The organism is Micromonospora sp. NPDC023956, from assembly GCF_040639195.1.
Classification (GTDB): Bacteria; Actinomycetota; Actinomycetes; order Mycobacteriales; family Micromonosporaceae; genus Micromonospora.
The window spans coordinates 91,143-104,248 of sequence record NZ_JBEZZN010000009.1 but is presented as its reverse complement, the minus strand read 5'-3'; the positions used below and the strand labels follow the sequence as shown (position 1 = coordinate 104,248).

General features: G+C 74.5%; 5 protein-coding genes. 4 read left to right on the top strand and 1 reads right to left on the bottom strand.

Going from position 1 to position 13,106, the window contains the following annotated elements:
- Positions 1–8: 8 nt before the first annotated feature.
- The 4 genes from AB0F58_RS18815 (at position 9) to AB0F58_RS18800 (ending at position 11,818) form a co-directional block, all read left to right on the top strand.
- Positions 9–257, top strand: coding sequence for a DUF5988 family protein (locus AB0F58_RS18815; RefSeq protein WP_357144079.1), 249 nt, complete (start codon positions 9–11; stop codon positions 255–257).
- Between the two features lie 85 nt (positions 258–342).
- Positions 343–555, top strand: a complete 213-nt coding sequence (locus AB0F58_RS18810) for a DUF5957 family protein (RefSeq protein ID WP_357144076.1) — start codon at positions 343–345, stop codon at positions 553–555.
- A 179-nt stretch (positions 556–734) separates the two neighbouring features.
- Entirely contained in the window at positions 735–2,363 is a 1,629-nt protein-coding gene (locus AB0F58_RS18805; RefSeq protein ID WP_357144073.1) for an FAD-dependent monooxygenase, read from the top strand.
- 182 nt (positions 2,364–2,545) lie between these two features.
- Positions 2,546–11,818 (top strand): type I polyketide synthase, encoded by a 9,273-nt coding sequence (locus AB0F58_RS18800; protein WP_357144070.1) that lies wholly within the window; start codon positions 2,546–2,548, stop codon positions 11,816–11,818.
- Positions 11,819–12,186: 368 nt separating this feature from the next.
- Here AB0F58_RS18800 and AB0F58_RS18795 read toward each other — a convergent pair whose 3' ends face one another.
- Complete coding sequence (locus AB0F58_RS18795; RefSeq protein ID WP_357144534.1) at positions 12,187–13,011, bottom strand: AfsR/SARP family transcriptional regulator; 825 nt, start codon at positions 13,009–13,011, stop codon at positions 12,187–12,189.
- Positions 13,012–13,106 lie beyond the last annotated feature (95 nt).

Sequence of the window (13,106 nt, the reverse complement as noted above, 5' to 3'; positions counted from 1 at the left end):
GTGCCGCCATGCCGACGGATCAACCGACCAGCACCGTGCACGGGAACCAACCGAACACCCTGCTACGTGGTGGACCGGGCCGCGCCGACGAGGTCGCCGACCGGTACTGCCGCACCGACGAGGCGGCCTCGACGCTGAAGGTCCGCAACGGCAACTGCTACGACCACTTCCGGGTCGAGCCCGACCCGGTCCTCGACGGACAGGGCCGCAGCCTGCGGGTGTTCACCTGGAGCCACCGCACCTACGTGGCGGAGTGAGGCGACCCGGTTCGCCCGGTCCGGGTGGGGGCCGATAGGTAGAATCGCTATGGATTCCGACGAACCGACAGGTGGGAGGCACCTCATGAGGACGCTGGTGGCAGTGTTGATCGGCCTCGTCGCCGGGTTCTTCACCGGCCTGGTGGTCGACCAGATCGTCGGCGTCATCGGCCTGCTCACCTCCGGCGACCCGGGCGGCTTCCGGTTCCTGCCGGTCGTCCTGGCCGCCCTCGGCGCGATCGCCGCGGTCGTCGTCGACCGGCAGCGGCAGCGGCGGAGCGCTCCGCCCCGCCGCTGAACCCGTCGGCACACCCTCCCCGGGCGCCTCCCGTCACCGACGGGAGGCGCCCGTCGTCGTACCGGCGGGCGCCCGTCGTCGTACCGGAGCCGACCCCCGTTGATCTCCAAGCGCGCTTCGAGCCGTCCTCCAAGCGGGACTGCCAGGCTGGGCCAGCCACGATCCGGGAGGAGTCACTCGTGTACGACGAGACAACACCAGTACTGATCGTCGGGGGTGGGGTGGTGGGGCTCTCCACCTCCCTGTTCCTGTCCGCGCACGGCGTCCGGTCGGTCCTCGTCGAACGCCACCCGGGCACCGCCATCCACCCCCGCGCCTGGGGCTGGTACCCGCGCACCCTGGAGCTGTACCGCTCCGTCGGGCTCACCGACGCGATCTACGCCGAGAGCGCCGGCTTCGCCGGCCACGTCCTCAACGGCAAGGTCGAGTCGCTGACCGGCCGGGAGATCCACATGTCCCGGATCCCCGACGAGGAGGACGTCAGCGACATCAGCCCGATCGAGCGGCTGGTCTCCCTTCCGCAGGACCGGATCGAGCCGCTGGTCCTGGACCGCGCCCACGAACTCGGCGCGGACATCCGCTTCGGCGTGGAGCTGGTCGACCTCGCCCGGGACGACGAGGGCGTCACCGCGACCGTCCAGGACCGGAAGACCGGGACGCGCCGGACCATCCGGGCGGCGTACCTGGTCGCCGCGGACGGCACGCACAGCCCGATCCGGGAACGGCTCGGCATCCGACGGCACGGCCGGGGCGTGGTCCGCCACCAGATGAGCATCCTGTTCCGCGCCGACCTGAGCGGGCCGCTCGCCGGCCGCCGGTTCGCCATCTGCCAGGTGGAGAACGACCGGGTGGAGGGGATCCTGGGGCACGACGACTCGCTGGGTCAGGGCACCCTCATCGTCACCTACCACCCGGAGAAGGGCGAGAGCCCGGAGGACTTCACCGACGAGCGCTGCGTCGAGCTGGTCCGGGCCGCGGTGGGCGTACCGGACCTCGAGGTCGGGCTGCGCAGCGTCATGCCGTGGGAGATGGGCGCGCTGGTCGCCGAGCGGTTCACCGACGGGCGGGTCTTCCTCGTCGGCGACGCCGCGCACGTGGTGCCGCCGGTCGGCGGGTACGGCGCGAACACCGGCATCCACGACGCGCACAACCTGGCCTGGAAGCTGCACGCGGTACTGACCGGACTGGCCTCCCCCGCGCTGCTGGCCAGCTACGACACCGAGCGCCACCCGGTCGGGGTCACCGTGATGACCCAGGCCGGACTCCGGCTGGCCACCCGGGGCGGGTTCGCCACCCCCGAGCAGAAGGCCGCCGTCCGGGACACCCTGATGGTGACCTTCGGCTACGTCTACGACTCGTCCGCCGTCCTCGCCGAACCGGGCGACACCGTTCCCGCCGCGCCGGCCGGGCCGGGCGGGGTGCGCACCGCCGCGCTGGTCGACCCACGCGAGCTCGGCGGCCGGCCCGGCACCCGCGCGCCGCACGTCTGGCTGCGCCAGGACGGGGATCGGATCTCCACCCTGGACCTCTTCGGCCGGCGGCCGGTGCTGCTGCTCGGCTCGGCCGGCGAAGCGTGGCGCACCGCCGCGACGGCCGCCGCGAAGCGCCTCGGCGTCGACCTCGACGTCCACCGGATCGGCGCGGACCTCGTCGAGGACGACCGGCCCTGGCACGACGCGTACGGCGTCACCCCGCAGCAGGCGGTACTGGTCCGGCCGGACGGCTTCGTCTGCTGGCGTTCCCCGGCCGACGCCGAGGCCACCGAGTCCACCGTCGAACGGGTGCTGAGCACACTCCTGCACCGCTGACCCGCCCCACCCGGGCAGCCTGAGGCGGCGTGGGTGGTCGGGTGGCTGGGATCCCCTGTTACCGCTTCTCGAAGCGGCCGTCGGGCGTGCGCAGCGTCGGCGCCCGTCGCGTGTCCGCGCGCCGAGCACCGCCCAGACGACGCCGGCGCGCCTGTCAGAACCACCGCGCCCGGGAGGGAACCGTGAGCGAACCGCAGACCACCGTGGGTCAGGCACCCGTGGGGCGTACCGAACCCATAGCGATCATCGGACTCGCCTGCCGGCTCCCGAAGGCACCCGACCCGGGTGCCTTCTGGACGTTGCTGCGCGACGGGGTGGAGGCGGTCGGCGAGCCGCCGGCGGACCGGTGGCGGGACGTCGGCGAGCCGCCGGTGGAGGTGCGCCGGGCCGGTTTCCTGGACCGGGTCGACACCTTCGACGCGGCCTTCTTCGGGGTCAGTCCGCGCGAGGCCGCAGCGATGGACCCGCAGCAGCGGCTGATGCTGGAGCTGAGCTGGGAGGTGCTGGAGGAGGCCCGGATCGTCCCCGCGTCGGTGCGGGAGAGCCGCACCGGGGTCTTCGTCGGCGCGATCTGGGACGACTACGCGACGCTGTCCTACCGGGGCGGCCCGGGGGCGGTCTCCCCGCACACCGTCACCGGGCTGCACCGCAGCATCCTCGCCAACCGGGTCTCCCACCACCTCGGCCTCACCGGGCCGAGCATGACGGTCGACACCGGACAGTCCTCGTCGCTGGTGTCGGTGCAGTTGGCCTGCGAGAGCCTGCGTCGGGGCGAGTCGACCCTGGCCATCGCGGCGGGCGTGAACCTGATCATGGCCCCGGAGAGCACCACCGGGATGGCGCGGGCCGGGGCGCTCTCGCCGGACGGCCGCTGCCACACCTTCGACGCCCGCGCCAACGGCTACGTCCGGGGCGAGGGCGGCGGGGCCGTACTGCTCAAGCCCCTGGCCCGAGCGTTGGCCGACGGCGACCGGGTGCACGCGGTCATCCTCGGCGGCGCGGTCAACAACGACGGGGTGGCCGAGGGGTTGACCGTCCCCAGCCAGGCGGCGCAGGAGGAGGTGCTGCGGCTGGCGTACGCCGACGCCGGCGTCGACCCGCACGACGTGCAGTACGTCGAGCTGCACGGCACCGGCACCCGGGTCGGTGACCCGGTCGAGGCGGGCGCACTGGGCCGGGTGCTCGGTGCCGGCCGTCCGGCGGACGCGCCGCTGCTGGTCGGCTCGGCCAAGACCAACGTCGGTCACCTGGAGGGGGCGGCCGGCATCGTCGGCCTGCTCAAGGCGGTACTCGCCCTGCGTCACCGGCGCCTGCCGGCCAGCCTGAACTTCACCACGGCCAACCCGGCGATCCCGTTGGAGGAACTGCGGCTTCGGGTGCAGCAGCGCGCGGGCGACTGGCCCCGGCCGGACGTGCCCCTGCTCGCCGGAGTCTCCTCGTTCGGCATCGGCGGCACCAACTGTCACCTGGTGCTCGCCGCCGCCCCGGAGCAGCCGGTCGGCGCGGAGCCGACAGCGGCGGCCGGCGCGGAGCGGACGGCCGGACCGGTGGCCGAGGTGACCGCCTGGCCGCTGTCCGCACGCGGCGAGGACGCCCTGCGCGAGCAGGCCGCCGGCCTGGCCCGGCACCTCGACGCCCACCCCGGCCTCGACCCGGCCGTGGTGGCACACAGCCTGGCCAGTACGCGGACCCGGTTCGACCACCGTGCCGTGGTGGTCGCCGGGGACGTCGCCGAGGCGCGGACCACGCTGACCGCGCTGGCCGAGGGACGGCCCGACAACGGGCTGGTCACCGGCACCCTGACGCCCGGAAAGGTGGTCTTCGCGTTCCCCGGCCAGGGGTCGCAGTGGGTCGGGATGGCGCTCGGCCTGCTCGACACCCATCCCGTCTTCACCACCCAGCTGCACCGCTGCGCCGAGGCACTCGCCCCGTACACCGACTGGAACCTGGTCGACGTGCTGCGCGGCGAACCGGGCACCCCACCCCTGGACCGGGTGGACGTGCTCCAACCGGCGCTCTGGGCGATGATCATCTCGCTGGCGGAGACCTGGCGGGCGCACGGCGTCGAGCCGGACGCGGTGATCGGCCACAGCCAGGGCGAGATCGCCGCCGCGTACGTCGCCGGAGCACTCACCCTCGACGACTCGGCGCGGCTCGTCGCCCGTCGCGCCCAGGCGATCACCGCGATCGCCGGCACCGGCGGCATGGTCTCCATCCCGCTCCCGTCCGACCAGGTGGACCTGACCCCGTGGGCGGGGCGGCTGCACGTCGGCGCGCTGAACGGTCCGTACGCCACGGTGGTCTCCGGCGACCTGGACGCCCTCGACGAGATCGTCGCCGCACACGCCGAGCGGGGGATCACCTGCCGCCGGGTCAACATCGACTACGCCTCGCACACTCATCACGTGGAGCCGCTGCGCGAGCGGTGGCACGAGATGCTCGGCGAGCTGCGGCCGACCCCGGCGCGGGTGCCGTTCTGGTCCACGGTGACCGCCGGGCCGGTCGACGGCACCGCCCTGACCGCCGACTACTGGTACGGGAACCTGCGCAACCCGGTACGCCTCGACGAGACCGTCCGGGCGCTGGCGGCGGCCGGGCACACCCACTTCGTCGAACCCAGCCCGCACCCGGTGCTGACCGTCGGCATCCAGGACAGTCTGGACTCGAGCGACGTCGCCGGCACCACCACCGGCACCCTCAGGCGCGGCGACGGGGGGCCACGCCGGCTGCTGCTCTCCCTGGCCACCGTGCACACCCGCACCGGACGGACGCCGATCCTCGCCACCGACCCGCAGCACGTCCCGGACGGCACGGTCGACCTGCCCACGTACCCGTTCCAGCGCCAGTCGTACTGGATCGCCGCCGGACCGGTACCGGCGTGGCCCGGCGGTGCGACGCACCCGGTGCGGGACGCGGCGCCGGTCCGGGACACGCGGCCCGGCCTGACCGGCACGCTGGCCGAACGGCTCACCCTGCTGCCCGCCCCGGAGCAGTCCCGGCTGGCGCTCGACCTGGTCCGCAAGAACGCCGCCGCGGTGCTCGGGCACGCCTCCGACGCCGCGGTCGGGGTCGACGTGACCTTCCGGGACCTCGGCTTCGACTCGGTGCTCTCGCTGGAGCTGCGCAACCGGCTCGCCGCGGCCACCGGCCTGCGGCTCGCCTCCGGGCTGCTGTTCAACCACCCGACCCCGACCGCCCTCGCCGGGTACCTGCGCGACGAACTGGTCGGCGCGGGCGACGACCCGACGGCCGGCCGGGCCGGCGCGGACCCGGAGGAACCGATCGCGGTGGTGGCCGTCGGCTGCCGCTACCCCGGCGACGTCCGCTCGTCGGAGGACCTGTGGCGGCTGGTCGCCGGAGGCGTCGACGCGATCGGCGAGTTCCCCGTCAACCGGGGCTGGGACCTGGCCGGGCTCTTCGACCCGGAGCCCGGCGCGCCCGGGAAGTCGTACGCCCGGCACGGCGGCTTCCTGCACCGGGCCGACGAGTTCGACGAGGAGTTCTTCGGCATCAGCCCGCGCGAGGCCGCCGCGATGGACCCGCAGCAGCGGTTGCTGCTGGAGACCGCGTGGGAGGCGTTCGAGCGGGCCGGCATCGACCCGACCGCGCTGCGCGGCAGCCGCACCGGCGTGTTCATGGGGCTGATGTCCCAGGAGTACGGGCCCCGGCTGTACGAGACGTCCGCCGGCTCCGACGGGTACCGGCTCACCGGCAGCACCACCAGCGTCGCCTCCGGACGGATCTCGTACGTCTTCGGCTTCGAGGGGCCGGCGTTCACGGTGGACACCGCCTGTTCGTCGTCGCTGGTGGCGATCCACCTCGCGGTGCAGTCGCTGCGCCGGGGCGAGAGCACCCTGGCGGTGGCCGGCGGGGCGTGCGTGATGTCCTCGCCGGGCATCTTCGTCGAGTTCAGCCGGCAGCGCGGTCTCGCGCCGGACGGTCGCTGCAAGGCGTTCGGGGCCGGGGCGGACGGCACCGGCTGGGCCGAGGGCGCCGGGGTGCTGCTGCTCGAACGGCTCTCCGACGCCCGCCGCAACGGTCACCGGGTGCTCGCGGTGATCCGGGGCAGCGCGATCAACCAGGACGGAGCCAGCAACGGGCTCACCGCCCCGAACGGCCCGTCCCAGGAACGGCTGATCCGGGACGCGCTGGCCGACGCCGGCCTCTCCCCCGCCGACGTCGACGCCGTCGAGGCGCACGGCACCGGCACCCAGCTCGGCGACCCGATCGAGGCCGGCGCGCTGCTCGCCACGTACGGGCAGGACCGGCCGGCGGACCGGCCGGTCCGGTTGGGCTCGCTGAAGTCGAACATCGGGCACAGCCAGGCGGCGGCCGGCGTGGGCGGCGTGATCAAGATGATCGAGGCACTCCGGCACGACCTGCTGCCGCCCACCCTGCACGCGGCCGAGCCGTCGCCGCACGTGGACTGGTCGTCCGGCGCGGTCAGCCTGCTCACCGAGCCGGTCCCGTGGCCACGCGGCGAACGGCCCCGCCGGGGCGCGGTCTCCTCGTTCGGCATCAGCGGCACCAACGCGCACGTGATCCTGGAGGAGGCCCCGGCCGACGTCGAGGCCGACCCGACGGGCGACGACCGCCCCGGTGACGACGGCACGGCCGCCCCGGTGGTGGCCCTGCCACTGTCGGCGCGCGGTCCGGCCGCCCTACGCGGGCAGGCCGCGAACCTGGCCCGGCACCTCGACGCCCACCCCGACCTCGACCCGGCCGTGGTCGCGCACACCCTGGCCACCACCCGGGCCCGGTTCGACCACCGCGCGGTGGTGGTGGCCGACGACCCGGGCGCCGCCCGCGAGGCGCTCACCGCCCTCGCCGAGGGCCGGTCCGCGCCGAACCTGGTCACCGGCACCCCGGCCGAGGGGCGGACGGTCTTCGTCTTCCCCGGGCAGGGGTCGCAGTGGGTCGGGATGGCGCTCGGCCTGCTCGACACCCATCCCGTCTTCACCACCCAGCTGCACCGCTGCGCCGAGGCACTCGCCCCGTACACCGACTGGAACCTGGTCGACGTGCTGCGCGGCGAACCGGGCACCCCGCCGCTGGACCGGGTGGACGTCATCCAGCCCGTCCTCTGGGCCATGATGATCTCGCTGGCCGAGACGTGGCGGGCGCACGGCGTCGAGCCGGACGCGGTGATCGGCCACAGCCAGGGCGAGATCGCCGCCGCGTACGTCGCCGGAGCACTCACCCTCGACGACTCGGCCCGGGTCGTCGCCCGCCGGTCCCAGGCGATCACCGCGCTGGCCGGCACCGGCGGCATGGTCTCCGTACCGCTGCCGGTGGAGCGGGTCGACCTGTCCCCGTGGGACGGGCGGATCCACGTCGCGGCGATCAACGGACCGCACTCCACCGTGGTGGCCGGCGAGGCCGCCGCCCTCGACGAGCTGGTCACGTGCTTCCAGGGCCGGGACGTCAACGCCCGCCGGATCGACGTCGACTACGCCTCGCACACCCCGTTCGTGGAGCCGATCCGCGAGCAGGTGCACGAGCTGCTCGGGGAGATCCGGCCCCGCCCCGCGCGGATCCCGTTCTGGTCCACGTACACCGGTGGCCTGCTCGACACCACCGAGCTGGGCACCGGGTACTGGTTCCAGAACCTGCGCAACACCGTCCGGTTCGCCGAGACGGTCCGGGCGCTCGCCGCCGCCGGGCACACCCACTTCGTCGAGGCCAGCCCGCACCCGGTGCTCACCATCGGCATCCAGGACACCCTGGACGCCGCCGACCGTCCGGGTACCACCACCGGGACGTTGAAGCGCGGTGAGGGCACCGCCGCCCGACTGCTGCTCTCGCTGGCCCACGTGCACACCCACACCGGGCACCGGCCCCGGTTGGTGGCCGATCCGACGTCCGCACCACGCGGCACGGTCGACCTGCCCACGTACCCGTTCCAGCCGCACCGGCACTGGCTCGCCGTGCCGAGCGGGACGGCCCCGGCCCGGGGTGCCGGGCACCGGTTCCTGGACGCCGAGATCGACCTGGCCGGCGACGCCGGGGTGCTGCTCTCCGGCCGGCTGTCCCGGCGGACGCATCCGTGGCTGGCCGACCACGCGGTACGCGACACCGTGCTGCTTCCCGGCACCGCCCTGGTCGACCTGGCCTCCTACGCCGCCGACCGGGCCGGCTGCGACGTGGTCGAGGACCTGGTCCTGGCGGCACCCCTGGTGCTGCCGGCGACCGGCGGACTGGAGATCCAGGTGAGCGTCTCCCCCGGCGACGACCCGGAGCGGCGGACGGTGAGCATCCACTCCCGTCCCGACGCCGGTGACGCCGGGGCCGACCGGAGCTGGGTCCGACACGCCACCGGCACCCTGGCCGAGACGGGTCCGGGCGACGGGCCGCGCCTGGACGAGTGGCCGCCGGCACGGGTCACCCCGTGGGACCTGACCGACGCCTACCGGCGGCTGGCCGACGCCGGCTACCGGTACGGGCCGACGTTCCGGGGCCTGCACCGGGCCTGGCGGGACGGTGACGACCTCTACGCCGAGGTGCGGCTCGCCGACGAGCAGCCGGTCACCGGCTTCCACCTGCACCCGGCGCTGCTCGACGCCGCGCTGCACCCGCTCGTGTTGAGCCTGCTCGACGGGGACACCCGGGCCGGGATCGCCCTGCCGTTCGCCTGGAGCGGGGTGCGGGTGCACGCCGTGGAGGCGACCGCGCTGCGGGTGCACGTCCGGCGCACCGGAGCACGGAGCGCGGCACTGACCCTGACCGACGAGTCCGGTTCGCCGGTGGTCGAGGTGGAGTCACTGACCCTGCAACCCGCCGCCCCGGGCCAGCTCGTCACCGTCCCGGCGCACCACGACTCGCTGCTGGAACTGGCCTGGACCGAGGTGACCGCCGTGCCGGGGGCCGGTTCCACCAGACTGGCGGTGCTCGGCGAGAGCGACCTGGACGCGGTCGGCGCGACCGGCTACCCGGACCTCGCCGCGCTGCTCGACGCGGTGGCGGCCGGAGCGCGGGTGCCGGACGTCGTGGTGGCCACCGCCGGGGCGCCCGAGCCGGAGATGGTCCCGGCCACCCACTCGGCGGTCACCGCCACGCTGGACCTGCTCCAGCGGTGGCTGGCCAGTGACCGGCTGGACGCCTCCCGCCTGGTGCTGACCACGTTCCGCGCGGTCGCCGCCGACCCGGGCGAGCCGGTCCGGGATCCGGTGACCACCGCGGTGTGGGGGCTCGTCCGCACCGCGCAGACCGAGCACCCCGGCCGGTTCGTCCTGGTCGATCTGGACACCCCGTCGCATCTGCGGGTACCCGCCGCGATCGCCACCGGCGCGCCGCAGGTGGCGGTCCGGGGTGACGCGCTGCGCGTACCCCGGTTGGCCCGGACCGGCACCGAGCAGAACCTGGTGCTGCCGCCGACGCCGGACTGGCGGCTGGTGGCCGAGCCCCGCGGCACCATCGACAACCTGGCCCTGGTCGGCCCGGCCGGGACGGACCGGCCGCTGGCCGACGGAGAGGTCCGGGTCGCCGTCCGGGCCGCCGGCCTCAACTTCCGGGACGTGCTGATCTCCCTCGACATGTATCCCGGCGCGGCCACGATGGGCTGCGAGGCGGCCGGGGTGGTCGTCGAGGTGGGCGCGGGCGTGACCGACCTGGCCGCCGGCGACCGGGTGATGGGACTCTTCCCCGAGGGGGCCTTCGGGCCGGTCGCGGTGGCCGACCACCGGCTGCTCACCCGCATCCCGGCGGGCTGGACCTTCGCGCTCGCCGCCAGCGTGCCGACGGTCTTCCTCACCGCCTGGTACGGGCTGGTCGACCTGGCGGATCTGCGGGCCGGCGAGCGGGTGCTGATCCACGCCGCCACCGGCGGTGTCGGGATGGCGGCCGTGCAGGTCGCCCGGCACCTGGGCGCCGAGGTCTTCGCCACGGCCAGCCCGGCGAAGTGGGACACCCTGGTGGAGGCCGGCTTCGACGACGCGCACATCGCCAACTCCCGCACCCTGGACTTCGAGCAGTGGTTCGCCGACGCCACCCGGCAGGAGGGCGTGGACGTGGTGCTCAACTCGCTGGCCGGCGAGTTCACCGACGCCTCGCTGCGGCTGCTGCCCCGGGGTGGGCGGTTCGTCGAGATGGGCAAGACCGACATCCGCCCGGCCGAGCGGGTCGCCGCCGACCACCCGGGGGTGACGTACCGGTTCTTCGACCTGCTGACCGTGGAGCCGGACCGGGTCCGGGCGATGTTCGCCGCCCTGATGGACCTCTTCGACTCCGGTGTGCTGGAGCCGAGTCCGATCACCACCTGGCCGATCGACCGGGCCCCGGCGGCCTTCCGCCACCTCCAGCAGGCCCGGCACGTCGGCAAGCTCGTCCTGACCCTGCCCGGCGGTATCGACCCGGAGGGGACCGTCCTGATCACGGGCGGCACCGGCACGCTGGGCCGGCTGCTGGCCCGGCACCTGGTCACCCGGCACTCCGTCCGGCACCTGCTGCTGACCGGTCGGCGCGGACGGGACGCGGACGGGGTGGCCGAACTGGAGAAGGAACTCGCCGAGCTGGGCGCGGAGGTGACCGTGGCGGCCTGCGACGTGGCCGACCGGGACGCCCTGGCACGGGTGCTCGACGAGGTGCCGACGGTCCGTCCGCTCACCGCGGTCGTGCACACCGCCGGGCTGCTCGACGACGCCACGGTCGAGGCGCTCACCCCGGAGCAGATGGCGCGGGTCCTGCGGCCCAAGGTGGACGGTGCCTGGAACCTGCACGACCTGACCCGGGACCGGCCGCTGGACGCCTTCGTCCTCTTCTCCTCCGTCGCCGGGACGATCGGGCTGGCCGGTCAGGGCAACTACGCCGCCGCGAACGCGTTCCTCGACGGCCTGGCCGCCCTGCGCCGGTCCACCGGTCGCACCGCCACCTCGCTGGCCTGGGGCCTGTGGGCCGAGTCGAGCGGGATGACCGGGCACCTCGCCGAGGCCGACCTGGCCCGGATGAGCCGGGCCGGGGTGGCCGGACTGTCCAACGAGGAGGGCCTCGCCCTGTTCGACCTGGCGGTGGCGCGCGACCAGGCCCACCTGGTGCCGGTCCGACTCGACCGGACCGCGCTGCGCGGTCACGCGGAGCGGGACACCGTACCCGGGATGTTCCGGGACCTGGTCCCGCCGCCCGGCCGGCGGGTCGTGGAGCGGGTGAACCGGAGTGCCGGGTCGTCCTCCTCCTCCTGGGCCGACCAGCTCGCCCGGTTGCCCGAGGAGCGCCGGCACGACGCCCTGGTCCGGCTGCTGAGCACCGAGGTCGCCTCGGTGCTGGGCAAGACCGGCGGGATCGACCACGGGCAGACGTTCCGCGACCTCGGCTTCGACTCGCTCGCCTCGGTGGAGCTGCGCAACCGGCTCCGCACCGCCACCGGTCTCCGGCTGCCCGCCGGGGTGGTCTTCGAGTACCCGCGGGTGGGCGAGCTGGCGGAGGTCCTGCTCGACCAGGTGCTGGGGGCGGGGAGGGCGTGAGCCGGGCCGCCGGGGCGGGTCGCCGGCCGGGACGGTGACGTCCGGCCGGCCGGCCCCGCCCCGGCGGCGATCCGAGGACCCGACGGCGACCCCGACGGCGGGTGTCCGGCCCCGACGGCGGATGTCCCGCCCCGACGGCGGATGTCCGGCCGCGACGCACCGGGAACACGAAGAGACCGTCCGGGTGCCGGTCGGCCGCGCTGGGCGCGGCACCGGTCACTCGGACGGTCCGACGTCGCGGTCCGGGCCCGAGGGCCCGGTGTCGGCCGCCGGTCCCGGGATGGGCCACCGCCCACCGGCCGGTACCGGCACGACCGGCCCCGGATCGGGGCGCGGTCACTGCCGACAGGTCCTACCGCACTACTGCACTACTGCACCGCGCCGACCTGACGGTGCTCCAGGCGTCGCTGCCGGGGGATGGACATGGCCAGGGACTCCAGCCCGATCGGCGGCGGACCGGCCTCGCTGAGGCTCGGATCGCCCTCGAGGATGGCCCGGTGCAACCGTTGCAGGTCGCCGGAGGGGTCCACCCCCAGCTCGGCCACCAGGGCCTTGCGTGCCCCCTGGTAGACCCCGAGCGCCTCGGAGCGGCGCCCGGCCCGGTAGAGCGCGAGCATCAGCTTGGCCTGGAATCCCTCGTGGGTGGGCTGCCGCGCGGAGAGTCCCACCAACTCGCTGAGGAGTTCGTGGTGACGCCCCAGCAGCAGGTCCGCCTCGATGCGCAGCTCCAGGGCGCTCTTGCTCATCTCCTCGAGCCGTAGCACCTCCACCTGGAGGATCGGCCCCGGCGCGACGTCGACCAGTGCCGGCCCCCGCCAGAGGGCCAGTGCCTCCCGCAGGATCCGGGCCGCGGCCTCGGTCCGGCCGGACTCCAGCGCCGCACGGCCCTGGGCGACGAGTTGCTCGAAGCGCAGCGAGTCGAGCGCCTCAGGGGCGAGCGAGAGCATGTAGCCGCCGGCGAACGTCCGCAACTCCGACGCGGAAACCGCTGCGGTGCCGGCCGGCTGCGGGGCGAGGGCCCGTTGCAGATGCTTGCGGAGTTGGTAGACGTAGGTCTGCAGGGTGGTCGTGACGCTGGTGGGTGGACTGTTCTCCCACAGCTCTTCGATGATTTGTTCGTTACGGACCACGCGATTGGCACAAATAGCGAGAAGCGCAAGCACCCGACGCGGTTTTGGCGCCGTTGGCGTCATATCTATTTGACCGACATGAACCGACAAGGGACCGAGCACGTTGATCTGCAATGCTGTCACATCCTTCTCTACGCCCTTGGGCCCCGACCCAAATA